At 48.5% G+C, this 16,580-nt stretch carries 16 protein-coding genes; 7 read left to right on the top strand and 9 right to left on the bottom strand.

The window, feature by feature from the left end; all coding sequences use genetic code 11:
- Position 1: 1 nt before the first annotated feature.
- Together EQU24_RS06000 and EQU24_RS05995 are read left to right on the top strand one after the other, a co-directional pair.
- Positions 2–247, top strand: a complete 246-nt coding sequence (locus EQU24_RS06000) for a YfhL family 4Fe-4S dicluster ferredoxin (protein WP_017840357.1) — start codon at positions 2–4, stop codon at positions 245–247.
- A 98-nt stretch (positions 248–345) separates the two neighbouring features.
- Positions 346–1,860, top strand: coding sequence for a B12-binding domain-containing radical SAM protein (locus EQU24_RS05995; RefSeq protein ID WP_017840358.1), 1,515 nt, complete (start codon positions 346–348; stop codon positions 1,858–1,860).
- A gap of 240 nt (positions 1,861–2,100) precedes the next feature.
- On the opposite strand, the gene rfbB is transcribed toward EQU24_RS05995, so the two are convergent.
- From rfbB to EQU24_RS05965, 5 genes are read right to left on the bottom strand one after another with little or no spacing between them, the layout of a single operon-like run.
- Positions 2,101–3,168 (bottom strand): dTDP-glucose 4,6-dehydratase, encoded by a 1,068-nt coding sequence (gene rfbB, locus EQU24_RS05985; RefSeq protein WP_017840359.1) that lies wholly within the window; start codon positions 3,166–3,168, stop codon positions 2,101–2,103.
- Positions 3,168–3,974 (bottom strand): ABC transporter permease, encoded by an 807-nt coding sequence (locus EQU24_RS05980; RefSeq protein WP_017840360.1) that lies wholly within the window; start codon positions 3,972–3,974, stop codon positions 3,168–3,170. The genes rfbB and EQU24_RS05980 overlap by 1 nt, the downstream gene beginning before the upstream one ends.
- Positions 3,971–4,708, bottom strand: a complete 738-nt coding sequence (locus EQU24_RS05975) for an ABC transporter ATP-binding protein (protein ID WP_017840361.1) — start codon at positions 4,706–4,708, stop codon at positions 3,971–3,973. Before EQU24_RS05975 ends, EQU24_RS05980 begins: the two co-directional genes overlap by 4 nt.
- Complete coding sequence (locus tag EQU24_RS05970; RefSeq protein ID WP_017840362.1) at positions 4,705–5,661, bottom strand: PQQ-dependent catabolism-associated beta-propeller protein; 957 nt, start codon at positions 5,659–5,661, stop codon at positions 4,705–4,707. Before EQU24_RS05970 ends, EQU24_RS05975 begins: the two co-directional genes overlap by 4 nt.
- Before the next feature lie 12 nt (positions 5,662–5,673).
- Positions 5,674–6,837 (bottom strand): ABC transporter substrate-binding protein, encoded by a 1,164-nt coding sequence (locus EQU24_RS05965; protein WP_017840363.1) that lies wholly within the window; start codon positions 6,835–6,837, stop codon positions 5,674–5,676.
- A 362-nt stretch (positions 6,838–7,199) separates the two neighbouring features.
- Between EQU24_RS05965 and EQU24_RS05960 the strand changes: the two genes are divergently transcribed.
- From EQU24_RS05960 to EQU24_RS05935, 5 genes are all read left to right on the top strand, one after another.
- The gene (locus EQU24_RS05960; protein ID WP_014148794.1) at positions 7,200–7,604 is read left to right on the top strand and encodes a PilZ domain-containing protein; all 405 of its coding nucleotides are present in this window, start codon (positions 7,200–7,202) and stop codon (positions 7,602–7,604) included.
- Between the two features lie 373 nt (positions 7,605–7,977).
- Complete coding sequence (locus EQU24_RS05950; protein WP_017840365.1) at positions 7,978–8,331, top strand: hypothetical protein; 354 nt, start codon at positions 7,978–7,980, stop codon at positions 8,329–8,331.
- Complete coding sequence (locus EQU24_RS05945) at positions 8,332–9,162, top strand: MOSC domain-containing protein (RefSeq protein ID WP_017840366.1); 831 nt, start codon at positions 8,332–8,334, stop codon at positions 9,160–9,162.
- Positions 9,163–9,467: 305 nt separating this feature from the next.
- Positions 9,468–11,270, top strand: coding sequence for a Na/Pi cotransporter family protein (locus tag EQU24_RS05940; protein ID WP_017840367.1), 1,803 nt, complete (start codon positions 9,468–9,470; stop codon positions 11,268–11,270).
- A 17-nt stretch (positions 11,271–11,287) separates the two neighbouring features.
- Positions 11,288–11,548, top strand: coding sequence for a hypothetical protein (locus EQU24_RS05935; protein WP_017840368.1), 261 nt, complete (start codon positions 11,288–11,290; stop codon positions 11,546–11,548).
- 234 nt (positions 11,549–11,782) lie between these two features.
- Here the strand turns inward: EQU24_RS05935 and EQU24_RS05930 are convergent, their stop codons facing one another.
- The 4 genes from EQU24_RS05930 to EQU24_RS05915 all read right to left on the bottom strand — a co-directional run bounded on the left by EQU24_RS05930 (position 11,783) and on the right by EQU24_RS05915 (position 16,553).
- Complete coding sequence (locus EQU24_RS05930) at positions 11,783–13,549, bottom strand: sigma-54-dependent Fis family transcriptional regulator (protein WP_017840369.1); 1,767 nt, start codon at positions 13,547–13,549, stop codon at positions 11,783–11,785.
- A gap of 237 nt (positions 13,550–13,786) precedes the next feature.
- On the bottom strand, positions 13,787–15,466 hold the full coding sequence (gene groEL / locus EQU24_RS05925) for a chaperonin GroEL (protein WP_017840371.1): 1,680 nt from the start codon (positions 15,464–15,466) through the stop codon (positions 13,787–13,789).
- Positions 15,467–15,673: 207 nt separating this feature from the next.
- Positions 15,674–15,973, bottom strand: coding sequence for a hypothetical protein (locus tag EQU24_RS05920; RefSeq protein ID WP_017840372.1), 300 nt, complete (start codon positions 15,971–15,973; stop codon positions 15,674–15,676).
- Positions 15,974–16,127: 154 nt separating this feature from the next.
- Positions 16,128–16,553, bottom strand: a complete 426-nt coding sequence (locus tag EQU24_RS05915) for a BLUF domain-containing protein (protein ID WP_017840373.1) — start codon at positions 16,551–16,553, stop codon at positions 16,128–16,130.
- Between the last annotated feature and the right edge of the window lie 27 nt (positions 16,554–16,580).

Raw genomic sequence — 16,580 nt, 5'->3', positions numbered from 1 at the left:
CATGGCCCTTATTATCAATGACGAATGCATCAATTGCGACGTGTGCGAACCGGAGTGTCCGAACGGCGCGATTTCCCAAGGCGAGGAGATTTATATCATCGACCCGGCTTTGTGTACCGAGTGCGTGGGGCATCACGATCTACCGCAATGCATCGAAGTGTGTCCGGTCGATTGCATCGACAAAGACCCGGAGCATGCCGAAAGCAAAGACACGCTCTATCAAAAATACCTCAAATTGACTGCGTAGAGTACGCGCCGCGTAAACCTTTCGGGCTACTCCTTTATACTCAAAAATTGACTAACTTTTTTAGTCTTAGACGGTTTTTCAATCAAAAGGGAGTAAGCATGCCGCAAATACGACTGACCACGCTTAACGCCCGATACATCCATAGCGCATTCGGGCTGCGCTATCTCTACGCCAATTTGGGAGAGCTGAAAAGCGAAACCGAAATACTCGAATTCGGCATACAAGACAGGCCGATCGACATCGTCGAAAAGCTTTTGCAGCATCGCCCGAAAATCATCGGTTTCGGCGTCTATATTTGGAATGTCGCCGAAATCGGCTCGACCGTGGCATTGCTCAAACAAGTCGCGCCGGAAATCGTCGTGATCCTGGGCGGACCTGAAGTCAGTCATCCGCCCGATTTGCCTCCTGTCGCCGAGTTGGCCGACTACATCGTCACCGGCGTCGGCGAAATCAGTTTTCGCGCATTATGCGAAAAAATTCTAAACGGCGAAGCGCCCGACGAAAAAATCATAACCGGCGTCGAATCGCCGCTGGAAAGTTTGGCATCGCCTTATCTCTATTACAACGACGAAGACGTTCGTAACCGTATCGTCTATGTCGAAGCCTCCCGGGGCTGTCCGTTCAAATGCGAGTTTTGTCTCTCGGCACTCGATGTCACGGCCAAGCCTTTTGCATTGGATCGCTTCTTGGACGAAATGGAGGTGTTGTATCGGCGCGGCGTTCGGCATTTCAAATTCATCGACCGGACCTTTAATTTAAAAATCGCCGCCAGCGTTGCAATATTGGAATTTTTTCTCGAGCGCATGAGCGACGACTTGTTTTTGCATTTCGAAGTGATACCGGATCATTTGCCGGACCGGCTCAAACAAACGCTCGAGAAATTTCCGCCCGCAACGCTGCAATTCGAAGTCGGTGTGCAAACTTTCGACCCTGCCATCCAGCAATTGATCAGTCGCCGCCAGGATAACGAAAAAACAAAAGCAAACCTGCGATGGCTCAAGTCAAACACCCACGCGCACATCCATGCCGACCTGATTTTCGGTCTGCCTGGCGATACGCTGGCCAATTTCGCGGCCAGTTTCAACCAATTAGCGGCATTACAGCCACATGAAATACAATTGGGTATCTTAAAGCGCTTGCGCGGTGCGCCGCTCAATCGGCATAACGAAACCTACCGGATGCGTTACAACCCGGAGCCGCCTTACAACATCCTCAGCACCCGCGATATCGGGTTTAACGATATGCAGCGCATCAACCGCTTCGCGCGCTATTGGGACATGATCGGAAATTCCGGTCGCTTTGCCGAAACCTTGCCGTTGATACTGGCCGATGCGCCTTTCGAACGCTTCTTGCAATTAAGCGATGCCCTATACGAACTCAGCGGTAGCACCTGGAAGATAGCGCTACGACGCATGTTCGACCTGCTCTATCGGGTCATGACGGAATTCTTGGCGATTCCTACGGTTGAAGCGATACACATTCTCGAAGCGGATTACCGAAAAACCGGCGAAAAAGGGCTGCCGTCATTCATGAAAACAGAAGGTTATGAAACAAGTAAGCCCTCTCGCCAAGGCCAAGCGAATAAGCGTCAGCAAGCATTCGGTCACTCGTAGGGTGCGCGCCCTACCGGCTTTATGTCTAGGCTACTCCCTTTATATTCAAAGAATGGTTAGCTTTATGAAGGTATGGGGGCTTGGCGGCAGCTCGAGCGCCAAGGATGGCGGTAGTAGGGTAATGCAGGAGCAATTGCCGAGGAGCAAAAATCTGCCCTGCCGCCGACATCCTCGCCAAGCATACCCCACACCCTTTTCGATCTCCAAATTGGGAATTGCTGCAATTAACCCTCAGCAATTTCAAAGATTCTGCAACCCCAGTCTCTCGCCCCGGTAACTGCCGTCCAAGACATTGGCCCACCAGGCTTTATTATCGAGATACCATTGCACGGTTTTTCGCAGACCGGTTTCGAAGGTTTCTTGCGGCTCCCAACCCAATTCACGTTTGATTTTACCGGCATCGATCGCATAACGCAGATCATGACCGGGACGGTCTTGCACGAATTGCATCAAATTTCGATGCGGCCTGAAATTCGAATCCGGCATTAATTCGTCGAGCACGGCGCAAATCGTTTCGACGACTTCCAGGTTGGTTTTTTCATTGTTGCCGCCGATATTGTAAACCTCGCCGATACGGCCATTTTCGAGCACGGTCTCGATCGCGCGGCAATGGTCTTCGACATACAGCCAATCGCGCACATTCATTCCGGCCCCGTAAATCGGCAAGGACTTTCCGCTAAGCGCGTTCAAGATCATCAACGGAATGAGTTTTTCCGGGAATTGATAAGGCCCGTAATTATTCGAGCAATTGGTCGTCAATACCGGAAAATCGTATGTGTGATGATAGGCTCTGACCAAATGATCGGAGGCGGCCTTCGACGCCGAATACGGCGAATTCGGTTGATAAGGCGTTTGCTCGGTGAATTTGCCTTCCGCGCCCAGCGACCCGTAGACTTCATCGGTCGAGACATGAAGAAACCGAAAATTCTGCCGATCTTCGCTATCGAGTTGCCGCCAATAAGCCTTCGCTGAATCGAGCAATCCGTATGTGCCGACCACATTGGTCTGAATAAACGCACCGGGATTGTCGATCGAGCGGTCGACATGGCTTTCGGCCGCGAAATTGACGATGGCATCGGGTTGATAACGCGCCAACAAATAATCGACCAGGCTTTTATCGCCGATCGACCCAAGCACGAAACGGTGATTGTCGTTACCGTCCAAATCCGCCAGAGTTTCCAGATTACCGGCGTAGGTCAAGGCATCCAGATTGATGACTTTGACACTGCCTTTTTCCACTAAGCGACGGACGAAATTGCCGCCGATGAAACCGGCGCCGCCGGTTACCAAAATCGTTTTGTGTTGCATTAGGCGCCTCCTCCTTTTCGAGTCATCATGCCTTTCGATGGGTTATAACCGAGTATGGCCGCTGTCATGAAAATGACAAAGGCCGATAGTGTGTAGATAAAAGCCTCTTGATTGAATTGGTTATACAACGCAAAACGAATCAATTCCACCGCTTGCGAAAACGGATTGTACCGAGCGATTTCATGCAGCAATTCGCTGGACTCCTTGATTTTCCAAAGCGGATACAACGCAGTCGACATGAAAAACATCGGAAAAATGACGAAATTCATCACGCCGGCAAAGTTTTCCAATTGTTTGATGAACGACGACAGCAATAAGCCCAATGCGCCAAGCATCATTCCGGACAACAACAAGGCCGGCAATACCCACAGATAGCCTTCAAGCGGCGCCTCGATCTCATACAGCCAGGCAACGCCGAGAAAGACATAGACTTGCAAGACCGAGACAGCGGTTCCGGCGATCAGCTTACAAAACAGCAGAAACCAGCGCGGCAGCGGCGCGACCATCAGAATCCGCATACTGCCCATTTCGCGGTCGTAAACCATCGACAACGAACTTTGCATGCCGTTGAATAATTGAATCATGCCGATCAGACCGGGCGTGATATACACCTCGTACAGAATATAGGTTTCGTAAGGCGGCGCAATCGCGATACCGAGCGCGGCGCGAAACCCCGCCGCGAACACGAACAACCAGAGCAAGGGCCGAACCAAGGCGGAAATAAAACGTTCGCGCTGCTTAACGAAGCGCAACAATTCGCGGCCGATAATGCCCCACATCGCGCGCCAGTAATGCAATATTCTCATACCCGCGCTCCTTGAGTCAGTGCAAAAAACGCCTCGTCGATCGACTCTTTGCCGGTCTGTTGCAAAACCTTAGGAATCGCGCCGTTCGCCTTGACTTGGCCTTGATGCAACACGACCAAATGATCGTCCGGATAAATTTCGTCGATGAGATGCGTCGCCCACAGCACCGATAATTGCCCGTCCTTGACCAATTGATGAACGTGTTCGACGATCGCCTTGCGGCTCGGCACATCGAGTCCGACCGTCGGTTCGTCGAGCAGCAGCAGCGATGGCTTATGCAACAAGGCACGGGCAATTTCGACACGCCGCCGGTGCCCGCCGTTGAGTTGCCGTATTTTTTCGAAACGGCGCTCATACATATCGAATCGCTCCAATTCTTCCTGTATACGCTGTTTCGCCACTTTACGCCTCATGCCGTGCAGAGCCGTGTGGTAACGCAAATTCTGCATCACCGTCAGGTCCATATCGAGCGTGGTTTGCTGAAAAACCACGCCCAACATTGCCAATGCCTTGCGCGTTTGTTTCTTGATATCGAAGCCGGACAGTTCGATACGTCCGGAACGCGTATCGTAAAGCCTCGTAATTAACGCAAACAAGGTACTTTTTCCGGCGCCGTTCGGTCCGAGCAGAATCGTACATTCACCGGGATTTATCGAAAAGCCGACCTTATCCAGAGCTTTCTTGCCGCTGTAGGAAAAACTTAAATCCTCGACGGACAACGCGATCGAATTCATGGTTTAGCAACCACTCCCCAGGGATAGCGCCCTACCCCGACCGATTTGGTGACTTTATGACTAGCCAAGTCGATGATCGAAATATCGTTGCTGACGCCGTTGGTTGTATAAAGCCGCTTTTGATCGGGAGAGAACGCCAAATTCCAGACTCTTTCGCCAACCAACAGAAATTTTTCGATCTCGTAAGTTTTGGCATTAATTACCGCAACCCGGTTCGCAGGCCCCATTGCGACATAGCCCCAGCGATTGTCCTTATCGATCGCGACGCCGACCGGCTGAATCTTATCGAAAGTCACGCCCGGAACTTCCAGTTTAATATTCTTGACGATTTGCCGAGTCTCTGCATCGAGTATCGTCAAGGTCCCGGCCATTTCCGACGTCGCCCAAACGAATTTACTGTCGGCGGTAAAACTCAACGCCCGTGGACGCGGGTCGACTAGCGTGTTATCGACGATCGAGAGACTCTCGGTATCGATCCAGTGCAGCATATTGGTCGTTTCCGAGGCGCTGATAACCCAACGCCCGTCGGGACTCGCGGCAATGCCTTCCGGCTCGACGCCGACCTTGATTTCCTTGATCGCTTTGCGTTCTTGCACATCGATCACGGTGACCTGACTGTCGTCCTCATTCGATACATACATACGTCTGCCGTCGGGACTGACCGCAAAGGTCTCGGGATCCTCGCCGGACGGCAATCGTCCAACTTCCTCAAGCGTTTCGGCATCGATGATTTTAATCGTATCGTCGTCGCTGGTCGCTATGTAAAGGAACTTATTATCGGGGCTGATTGCAATACCGCGAGGTCTTTGCCCGACCGGTACCGTTTTGGTTAATGTTCCGGCAATCGGATCGACGACGGCCAAGGCATTGTCTTTTTCCAGTGTGACGTAAACCGTTTCGGCGTGGGCCGTAACGGCAGCGCATAGCGCGACAGTCCATAATATATTTTTCATAGTCTCTACCTTTTACTTAAATTTGGTTTCAGGTTGATCAAAACCCAGCGTATCCAATTCGGTTTTCGGATGTAAAAAACCTTCGATCGGGGCGACCGCAACCAAAGAACGTGGCGCCGCGAGTAACAGCGGTTGTCTCAACTGACCGTTCCAAGTCCGGAACGACAATGGCCTGCCTTTATAACCTTGCAACGCGAATTTGTCGCTCAACAAATAAGGCTTGATATCGTTGAGTTGGCTCGATTGGGTCCGGGTCGCGGCCTCGCCGACGGCACGAATCGCTAGATAAGCGCCGTAATCCGCCTCTTCCATCCAACGGCCCTTTTGCTCTTTGAAACGATTTTGAATTTGCACCGCGCCCCATTGTTCATGCGCACGATGCCAGGACGTCGCGATCAAGCCTTGCGTGCCGATAACCGGCCTTGGAATCCAAGTCCGATAATCGAGATATTCGCCGAACAAGCCTTGTTCGTCGGCAACCACCAATATATCGTAGTCGACGCCCTGCGTGAACACCGGTACATCGGATTGAGCGGTACGCCGAGCGTCATAGGTATGATCCCAGGCTTTCTCCGCGACGATTTTCATGCCGAAACGCTTCGCGGATCGCTTGATCGCAGCGGCGAATAATTTATCTTCATCGCTCGCACCGATCACCAAAAACCACTTGGCCCAGCGCTTTTTCAACATATATTGAGCTAAGGCATCGGCACGCATTGCGCGGCTTGGTAAGATATGCAGCACATCGCTACCGCAACGCTGCCGCAGACTGTCGTCCGTCGTCCCCGCATCGAAAATCAAGGTGTGCTCCGGCTTATTCGCATCGATGATTTTCAGTAAATCATCGGCTGGCAAATTAGCGACAACAAAGGAAAATTTCCCGGCTATCTTGTCGTTAAATTCCTGGGCGACATCGCCGTCGATCGGCACGATAACCTTGTTCAGTTTATACAATTGACCGGTAAACTGTCCGGTAGTGTTGTTATCGTCGATCGCCAGTTCGGCGCCAAGTTCCCCTTTGTCTTGAATAAACGGATCAAGATTCGACAAGGCCGGCGGAGCCGTTTTTTCTTGGGTAAAGTAAACAATTTCGATTTCCTGTTTTTGTTCCGCTTGTGCAACAAAGACAGTCAACGACAGCATACTAATACCTAACAATAAAGATCGGACGATCATTTTCCTACTCCATTCAATTGCTGTGGCTGAGATAAAAATTCGGCGCCGGGGGTCCGCCAAAGGACGCCGTGAATACGTCCATCTAGGCTCGAGAAAGCTCCATGCTGGCAAAGCCTTGTCGGACACCTCGGCGCCTCCTTAGGCACTGCCGAAATTTGAAGTGCGAAAGATATAACTTAACAAATTCCTGACGCTTAAGGTATTGCTCAATCGAGCATTATAAACATAACTGAGCAGGGTTTCCTTATGCATCGACACCGCCAATAATAAACTGCCCCCTAATACAAGCGAAAACACACTATAATTTAAAAAAGCGCCACATTATTCGATAACCCAACATTACTCATGATTTCGTAATCCCCATGGCCGACATCAATCCTCCTTCAGAAGATCATCGTGATATTTTCGATTTAGATACCGATGATACGATTCAAGATAATGGCCGAAGATCGGTTCGCTATGTCAGAAACGATATTCAAGTCGCGTTGATTGCAAAAAACCTGCTAGGGATAGATAAAAAGACACAAGCCCAACTTCAAGACATCAGCAGTAAAGGCTTACGCGTAAGCGCCGAAGAAAAACTGAGCATCAATAAAAAAATTACTGTAGTACTTAAATTCACGGACGGCAGACGATTTAATATCAAAGCCAAAGTCGTCCGCCAATCCAGCAGCAATAAGTTTGACTACGGTATCAAGTTCGAAGAAAGACAAAACGGTCTTGGCGATCATTTACTTGAAACTCAGACGGATTTACTGTTTAAATGAACGATCCAAGAAAATTATTGCCCAATTAAAAGACAGGCATTACCACCATGAAACCGGATATCGGCAAATTATACCTTTCGCACTTCAAATTTCGGCAGTGCAGCGGAAGAGACCCCGGGGCCGAATTTTCATTTACGATGGGTATAAAATGCCATATCGATACCAATGAACACTTTGTTATACCTATCGCACTTCAAATTTCGGCATTAGCGTATGGAGGCGTCGGGGCGTTCGGCAAAGGCTTTGGCAGCATGGATGCTGTCATAAAGCCCACATGGACCTATTCACGGCGTCCTTTGACGGGCACCCCGCGACGCCGAAATTTGACTAGCAAAGGGTATAGTCAGGAATCTTTTCGAATGAGGAATCCAAAATGGAAATCCAAGCCATAACACCACGCATCGACAATACCGTACCGAATGTTCCCGCTCAGCCGGAGCAAAATCGCGGACTTACCGAAGAGCTAAATCAAAGGACTGCCACACCAAGAGCGCCTATCGTTAACGATGAACAAAATCTCGAATTATCGGATAACGCACTGCAACTTTCCGAATCGTTTCGTAACCGTGAAGTGCAAAATATCAATACAGCCCCACCGGTCACCGAACCGGAACAGGCCAACGAGATTGTCAGGCAAACCGCCGACTTGATTAAACAATTTCCGTCGAACGGTCTAGCCGCTCAGAGCAACCTGACATCTAGCGTCGTGAAAGGACTGCTCGGTTAAATGATGCCTTCGCCTTTTTTAAGCGAAATTTATATTTATCCGGTTAAATCGTTGGCGGGTATTGCAGTCGACCGCTGGCCGGTGACCGAAAAAGGCCTGCGCCATGATAGGCAATGGATGTTGGTTGATAAAAACAGAAAATTTTTATCCCAGCGGCGCCTGCCTAAGATGGCATTGATTCGCACCGCATTGACCGAAAGTTGTCTGACTCTATCGGCGCCGGGTTTGGACGATTTGGTACTCCCCCTGGAGGCATCAAGCGGTGAAACGCTCGAATGCGAAATCTGGCATGACCGCTGCCTGGCACACGAGGTTTCAACACAAGCAAACCGATGGCTCAGTGATTTTTTACACATCGACTGTAAATTGGTCTACCAAGCGGAAGAAACGATTCGCCCGGTCGATCCGAATTACGCCCGGCCCGAAGACAAAGTTTATTTTTCGGACGGCTTTCCGTTCTTGATACTTTCGGAAAACTCTCTGGCCTCACTCAACCGCGCCATGAATCTGAATTATCCAATGCCCCGTTTTAGGCCTAATTTGGTCATTTCAGGTTGCGATAGCTACGCCGAAGACAGTTGGCGAACGATAAGCATCGGCGAAATCAACTTCAGATTACCTAAACCCTGTGCGCGCTGCTCGGTACCGACTATCGATCCGGAAACGGCAGAATCCGGACAAGAGCCGCTGCTCACATTAAGTAGAATTCGCAAATGGAACCAAAAAGTTTATTTCGGACAAAATGCCTTGCATGACAATACCGGAGTATTACACATCGGCGATCAGGTTAGCATCCATAAAACCGGACCCAAACAACCCCCGATAGTCTAAAACGAAATATTGATGTTGCCATGATCACGCTCATTAGAATGGCAAAACCATTAAGATTAAGACGTCGCGATTCACTGAAATTTCCTAAGCCTATACCTTTCTTTCACACTTCAAATTTCGGCAGTACCCGAGGAAGCACCGGAGTGTCCGACAAAGGCATTGCGGGCACGGAGCTGGCATAGAGCCAACATGGACGTATTCACGGCGTCCTTTGACGGACACCCCGGTGCCGAATTTTGATCTACGATGGTTATACTTAGAAAGTCATTGTAAATTTTTTAGTTTTTTATCTTAAATAGAGCGCGATGCAAAAAATTTTCCTCATCCTGGGTATTCCCTTATTAAGTATCGGCTTTTGGCTTAGCGAAGAATTTAAAGGCATCGCAGCCGGCGTTGCTATTTTTTTGTTCGGTATGTTGTCGCTCGAACAAGGCTTCAAGGCCTTTACCGGCGGCACACTGGAACGTATTCTGCAAAAAACCACTGATACGCGACTCAAAAGTCTGGGCTTTGGCATCGTCGCGACAACGCTGATGCAATCGAGCTCATTGGTATCGATCATCACGATATCGTTTCTCAGCGCGGGTTTGCTCGATTTAGCCTCAGGCATCGGGATTATCTTCGGAGCTAACCTCGGCACCTCGACCGGCGCCTGGCTAATCGCCGGCTTCGGACTTAAAGTCGATATCGCCGCATACGCGCTGCCTATGCTGGTTTTCGGTATATTATTTATTTTTCAAGCCCAGAAAAAAGTAAAAGGCGTAGGTTTCATTCTGACCGGACTCGGCTTTCTGTTTTTGGGCATCGACTATATGAAAGATAATTTCGAGCGCATCAAGGAAACCATCGACCTAGTCGAATTCGCCATGCCGGGCATCAAGGGCTTGTTGGTTTACACCGCGGTCGGCGTTGCCGCCACGGTCGTCATGCAATCGAGCCATGCCACAATGGTCTTGATCATCACCGCGCTAGCAGCACAACAAATCACTTACGAGAATGCCCTGGCCTTGGCGGTCGGCTCTAACATCGGCACGACGATCACGGCTATTATCGGCGCACTCGGCGCCAATATCGACGGCAAACGTTTAGCCTGGGCGCATTTAATTTTTAATTTTTTGACCGGCTTCGTCACACTCATATTTATTCCTTATTTTGTCGTGTCTGTAGATTGGCTAAGCGATAAGATCGGAATAAACCCCAGCGACTACACCTTAAAACTCGCCGTCTTTCACACCTTATTCAATTTTGCGGGAATCGCTCTATTATTCCCTTTTATCGGGTACATGGTCGTGTTTTTACAACGCTTCATTAAGGAAAGAAAAATCAGCATTTTCATGCCGAAATATTTAAATAGCTCGGCAGTCGAATTTCCTGAAACAATGAACGAATCGATACGACTGGAGACGCTGCATCTATACGATAATGCCGTTTATGTGATTTTAAGAACTTTCGGATTGAGTCGCCGGGATCTTCAGGACAATGAGCAGTTACTTCAAACTTTGAAGCAACAAGAAAATCCGGCCGAATACGATATCGAAAATGCTTACGAAAAACGCATTAAAGGTATTTACAGTGCCATTATCGCCTTCATCAGTCGCGCTTCTTTTTCTCCGGAAAACAAACCCTCGGCAAAACTTTATTGGCTACGCGATGCGAATCGTCATATCGTCGAGGCGATCAAAGATACCAAGCATCTACAAAACAACTGGCTGCATTTTGCCACTTCGCGTTACCGCTACGCCCGCGATGAGTATCAAAAGATTGCTTATCAAATCGCAATATTGATCAAGCAAATCGATGCATTCATGAAAAACATCGAGGCCGATGAACTCCCTTTTGTTTCGCTCGATGCTCTCAAGGCTAAAATTGAGGAAGACGACCAGCAGATCACACGCAGCATCGAGACATTGATTCGCGAAAATAAAATCACCGCCGAAACCGGCTCATCGTTGATTAATGACAGCGCTTACATGTTCAGTATCAAAACCAATCTGGTCAAAGCCGCGGAAACTTTATTTTTGCATAATACGCATCACCTTGAGCCTGAGCAGAACCTGGCATTGAATGAAACGGAAATCAAAACGGTCGTGGAAACAGTCAATTCATAAGTAAAAGGTATCGGATCATGAAAGCAAAATTTTTGACCCAATTGGAACATTTCTTCGATCCAGAGCACAAAAAAACCAAACACTACGCTAAGGAACTAAAAACCGTTCTCCGCAAACTGAAAAAGAAGGAACGCGAATTGACCGATGCGCTCGAACAAACCGCCGATCAGGAATTGGCGAAATTGTATCAAACCGAATTGGAAATCATCCGGATTCAACGCAAAAAAGGACTGGATATTTTGCAGGCGATCCGTAAGGATCGACAGAAAAACCGCTAGCCTTGGCAATGTCGGATGACTTGAAGCCACTGACCGAATAACGCATTTTCAGCCAACATCGCAGTATGACGGGCAAAAAAAAGCGGACAGAAACTGTCCGCTTGAGAAACTCTTAAAACCCTTTAGGAGGTAAGCTGCATAACGCAATTAATCAAGAGTTGAACGCATTATACCGAGCGCAAAAACCCTTGAAAATGTGACGAATTGACGCGCGACAGCTTGTCGCAGTAATATTCATTGAAAATGAAACGATGGTTGTGCGCCCGATCTGTCCAAGCCGAAGCGCTCTATTTTTTTGTATAGCGTGGAACGGGTAATACCGAGCTTTTTGGCCGCTAGCGATATATTACCCTCGCATTCAAGTAATGCCGTTTTGATACCGTAGGCTTCCCAATCAGCAAGACTCATGGATTGGCTAGGTATGAACTGACGATTGTTTATCCTCGTACCAACTGCACTGTTATCCTTGTTATTTAATTCGGCTTTAAAGTCGTCAGGCAAATCGTCCTGGGTAATCAACGAACTTTGCGCGGTATATAGGGTTGAGCGCAATACATTCAACAATTGCCGCACATTTCCGGGCCATGAATGCTGTTCAAACAGAGCGATGACATCGGAAGAAAACTCGACGCGTTCCTCAACGGGTAACTTATCCAGTTCCTGTTTCATCACGCGATGGATCAGAGGCACTTTATCGGATCGTTCGCGGAGCGGCGGCAAATGGATCTGCGCACCGTTGAGACGATAATATAAATCGCGTCTAAACCGACCGGCTTCGACTGCTTCGAGCAAATTGACATTAGTCGCGGCAACCACCTGAACATCGACCCGAACCGACCGCGTTCCCCCTACCGGAGTGAATTCGGAGGTTTCGAGCACCCTAAGCAATGTTGATTGCAGCTCGAAGCTCATATCGCCTATTTCATCCAGAAATAGAGTTCCCCGGTCAGCGAGTCTGAATTTCCCCGGCTTGCCGGAGTTACGCGCTCCTGTGAAACTACCTGCCTCGTAACCGAATAATTCGCTCTCGATCAGTTCATGAGGTATCGATGCACAATTGATCGCAATCAATGGCCCATTTTTGCGCGGACCGGCTTGTTTGATCAGATTAACAAAATAATCCTTGCCGACGCCCGATTCCCCTGTAACCAGAATCGGTATGTGGTAGCGCTGCAATTTGACCGCTTTTTTAATCATGGGCTTTAGCGTATCGGCTTCATGGTTAAAATCGATATTCGATTCTCTTCTTTTAGTTCGATACAAGCCGATTTGTTGCAAGATACGCTGTTGCGCATCTGGATCTGCGGCTATCGGAAAATTTCCGTTGATCAATACACAAATCAAATGCAAAAAAGCGAACAACGCATTCATGTTTTGCCGGCAATCACCGATTAGACCGATAACGGCAAGCAACTTGCCGTTATCTTCAATTATCGGATAACCCACGGTCGTATAGGGGTGCAGCAAGCTCAAATAGTGCTCCATCCCCTGAAAGGCGATGGGTTTTCTTAATACGACCGCACTTCCCGGACCATTATTACCGATTGCCGCCTCATGCCAATTGATATGATGGTCGTTCATGCGTTTAAGAAAATAGGCATAAGATTCAAGGTCACCCAACAGATGCAACAAATCGCCGGAATCGGAAGTTATGACCATCATCAAACCGGATTCAACCATGAAAGGCAAAAAGTTCTCTTCAATCTGTTGAATAATTTTCAGGATTTCATTCGATTCGTTGCTTTGGGAAACGGTCGGCGGCTTCATGCCGCAATACTGCCATTCGGAAAAGTGGCCCAGAGGCAATTGATACTCTTCCCGACAACGCCGCCAAGCTTGTTGAACTTCAGACCTCACCCAATCTTGTTGCTCGGGTAGCGTCCTAGTTTGATTCATCCATTGCCAAGCTTGACTAGGACGATAAAGATCGTTGTTTAAACGATGTCGATTCGAGAGCGCCTCTCGCGCCATTGTTAAATCGCGGGGTAATAGAATATCCATGTTCATTCGTTGATTTAAAACGGATTATTGACAACCATATCGACCCGAAACCATTTTTTCTTTATAAAACAGCGAGATATGGACCAATTCAAAGATGACCCACATTAACAGAATCAAAAAAAAAGGCAATGAGACATAGTGTCGCATTGACCTATGCCGCATTGCCGAGTCCTTGGAAGGATAACGAACAGCTCTATGGTGGTGTTCCTAGAGGAGATGGCAAGACAAACTGATTGACTATTCTCTGGGATCCTCCCGCGTGGCGGCGGCCCATTCCGGCGAATAACCGGCCATGATCGACAAATCGGGAACGTGCATTAAAACGGTCTCCGCAGTAATAAGCGTGGTTATCACGCTGACCGCATTACGGAGAGCCAGGCGAACAACCTTCACGGAATCGACCACACCGATATCGAGACAATTGCCGAACCGGTTTTGTATCGTATCGAATGCGATGTCCAAGTCACGATCGCTATCGATAACGGCAAAAACCGTCTCAGGGTTGATGCCTGAATTAATCAGCAATTGTCTGGTCGGCGCACGAAGCGCTTCCTGCATGATCCTGACGGCATGTTGCCGCGCATCATTCGCAACAGGTTCTCGCAAGGCTTCAATACAACGATAGAGCCCGATACCGCAACCGGGAATCACACCTTCGGCCATAGCCGCTTGTATCGATTTATAAGCATTTTCAATCCGCACCATCCGTTCCTTGATTTCGAAATCGGTGCTTCCGCCGACTTTAAATATGCCGTTTTTACCGGATAAGGCATTGATACGCTCCTCGAGTTCCTCGAGCTCATGCAGATTGCCGGTTGGCGAACCCTCACCGGGTCTTCGCGCCCTAACAAGATCGGCCTCTCGGGTGAGTCTTGCAATCAATGGTTCAATTTGCTCCGGATCACCGGTCGCACCGATAATGGTGGTTGTTAATTCATTAATGATGACGCGGCGTGCTTGCCCCAAATGCGATAAATCGATCGTATCGAGCGTCAGTAAACCATCTTCAAGTATTGCCTGTCCGCCGGTCAATACCGCCAAATCGTTGAGCCGGTCTCGGCGCCTATCTCCGAAGCCGGGCGGTTTAACGGCAACGGCGCGAAATACGCCGCGTACATGATTGAGTAACAAACCGGTCAGTGCTTTATCGATCACATTTTCCGCTATGATCAGCAAGGAGCGTTCTTGTTCGCGGACTTGCTCGAGTATCGGTATCAAATCCATCAAGTCGCCGATTTCCCTGTCGTACAACAAAATATACGGATTGTCCAAAACCGCCTCGGCGCGATCCTTGTCGGTAACGAAATAGGGAGACAAATAACCCTGTTCGTATCGCAACCCGTCGACAATCTCCAGTTCGTCTTCCCTCGAATTGCCTAGCTCGAAACTGAGCTCGCCTTTTCCGTCCAGTTCTTGATGAGCCTTGGCAAGCAATCGGGACGCTGCCTGCTCCTGTTTGGTTGCAACCATCGCCAAACTCTCCAGCCAATCGAGGCCGGAATGAATGATTGCCATGCTTTGCAATTGCGCCTCAACGATTGCCAAGGCGCCTTCAAGACCTTGCTTGATCTGCAAAGGATGGAAGCCGGCGGCAACCGACTTGATCGATTCTATGGCTAGCGTTTGAGCAAGTACGATTGCGGTCGTCGTCCCGTCGCCGACTTCACGCGAAACCGATCCCGCCACGTCGCGCAACATACGCGCGCCTAAATCGGCTACCCTATCTTCGAATTGAATCGAGTTGGCAACAGTCACGCCGTCCCGGGTAATAATCGGGGGGATACCGTCGGTTCGGTGTTGAATCACGACGGACGGCCCGGAACTACCGAAAGTCACCGAAGCCGCCCTAGCGACAGTGCGAATACCCGATAGAACACGTTCGGATGCTTCCGGATTAAAAATTACGTCGATAGTCATGTCGTCCCAGTTGATGATAATAGTTATAGTGCTCGCTCATTGTTAACTCACCCCTTAAGCCGCTCTTACTTTCTAAATTCTCTTACTGTCTAAAGTAAAGTGGGCATAAAGACGATCGTTAATCAGCGAGAGTCATAAACAAGTCGAATACTTCCTGTTTCAATCAAGTAAGCATCGTAAGCAAAGAATCGGTCGATCCACACAAACTTACTTACCTTTTAATTGATTATTTTTCATGATGGCTCTACCGGCCATTGCTCTGGTTTCATGGACTCGATTCAATCGAGACCATGTAAAAATGATCAGTTTATCCCAGTAATCCAAACCGCCTTTGAACTCCTCGATCTCATCGGGTTCGAGCTCTCCGTGCCAATAACATTTCAACTCCTCGACTCGTGCATGACCGATTTTATCCGCAAGGCGCCGCTCTTCCTGAACCAAATTTTCAATCGTCCCTTCGAGTTGGGAGACCATCTCGTCAATGAATTCGAAATCGCTTTCTTTCATAGAGATTCCCTCGCGAAGAAGTAGTGTTTTGGTGTACTAACCATGTTAAGGACTGCTTACGCTCAATGAGTGAAAACAAAATTTACAGGAGCAATCTCTAACCGCCCCCTTCGATTCCAATAACAAAACAAACTCAGGTAACAGTACTATCGGTTCAGAAAAAGATTTGGTGTTTGAATTCATTCAATAAGGCTTCCGCCTCACTGGCGCGCTCCATGAAGAACTCGGGCGTTGGTTTTTGCATAAAGTCGCAAAAGCCGTCCATACAATCCAATGTTTCATTGTCGATTTTATTAAAACCCATTGTCCATTGGCTAAAACTGCGTTCTTTAATCGGTTTTTTGTAAACCAGCATGACATCCCGATGACGCGAATCCTGAGCGATTTTGTTAAAAAGAGTCACAACCAGGTCTTCTTTGCCCTCCAATGCTTGCATGAAGAAGCCATCTCTAAATAACAACATCCCGGTGATATCATGCTTTTCATTATTGGCTCTTGCTTTTTTCAGCATATCTTTAAGGTGTTCATCAGACATACTTTGATTAGCCAAACTAACGTAAACTAAGCAAATAAGCGACATTGATCTTCTCCTTTATGAAGTTTGCAG

This window comes from Methylotuvimicrobium buryatense (assembly GCF_005931095.1).
Taxonomy (GTDB): domain Bacteria; phylum Pseudomonadota; class Gammaproteobacteria; order Methylococcales; family Methylomonadaceae; genus Methylotuvimicrobium; species Methylotuvimicrobium buryatense.
This window is presented reverse-complemented; position numbering and strand designations above follow the sequence as displayed.

Excerpts from the sequence above, each read along its gene's own strand:
- EQU24_RS06000 (WP_017840357.1), top strand. The coding sequence starts at position 2 with ATGGCCCTTATTATCAATGACGAATGCATCAATTGCGACGTGTGCGAA.
- EQU24_RS05995 (WP_017840358.1), top strand. The coding sequence starts at position 346 with ATGCCGCAAATACGACTGACCACGCTTAACGCCCGATACATCCATAGC.
- rfbB (WP_017840359.1), bottom strand. The coding sequence starts at position 3,168 with ATGCAACACAAAACGATTTTGGTAACCGGCGGCGCCGGTTTCATCGGC.
- EQU24_RS05980 (WP_017840360.1), bottom strand. The coding sequence starts at position 3,974 with ATGAGAATATTGCATTACTGGCGCGCGATGTGGGGCATTATCGGCCGC.
- EQU24_RS05975 (WP_017840361.1), bottom strand. The coding sequence starts at position 4,708 with ATGAATTCGATCGCGTTGTCCGTCGAGGATTTAAGTTTTTCCTACAGC.
- EQU24_RS05970 (WP_017840362.1), bottom strand. The coding sequence starts at position 5,661 with ATGAAAAATATATTATGGACTGTCGCGCTATGCGCTGCCGTTACGGCC.
- EQU24_RS05965 (WP_017840363.1), bottom strand. The coding sequence starts at position 6,837 with ATGATCGTCCGATCTTTATTGTTAGGTATTAGTATGCTGTCGTTGACT.
- EQU24_RS05960 (WP_014148794.1), top strand. The coding sequence starts at position 7,200 with ATGGCCGACATCAATCCTCCTTCAGAAGATCATCGTGATATTTTCGAT.
- EQU24_RS05950 (WP_017840365.1), top strand. The coding sequence starts at position 7,978 with ATGGAAATCCAAGCCATAACACCACGCATCGACAATACCGTACCGAAT.
- EQU24_RS05945 (WP_017840366.1), top strand. The coding sequence starts at position 8,332 with ATGATGCCTTCGCCTTTTTTAAGCGAAATTTATATTTATCCGGTTAAA.
- EQU24_RS05940 (WP_017840367.1), top strand. The coding sequence starts at position 9,468 with ATGCAAAAAATTTTCCTCATCCTGGGTATTCCCTTATTAAGTATCGGC.
- EQU24_RS05935 (WP_017840368.1), top strand. The coding sequence starts at position 11,288 with ATGAAAGCAAAATTTTTGACCCAATTGGAACATTTCTTCGATCCAGAG.
- EQU24_RS05930 (WP_017840369.1), bottom strand. The coding sequence starts at position 13,549 with ATGGATATTCTATTACCCCGCGATTTAACAATGGCGCGAGAGGCGCTC.
- groEL (WP_017840371.1), bottom strand. The coding sequence starts at position 15,466 with ATGACTATCGACGTAATTTTTAATCCGGAAGCATCCGAACGTGTTCTA.
- EQU24_RS05920 (WP_017840372.1), bottom strand. The coding sequence starts at position 15,973 with ATGAAAGAAAGCGATTTCGAATTCATTGACGAGATGGTCTCCCAACTC.
- EQU24_RS05915 (WP_017840373.1), bottom strand. The coding sequence starts at position 16,553 with ATGTCGCTTATTTGCTTAGTTTACGTTAGTTTGGCTAATCAAAGTATG.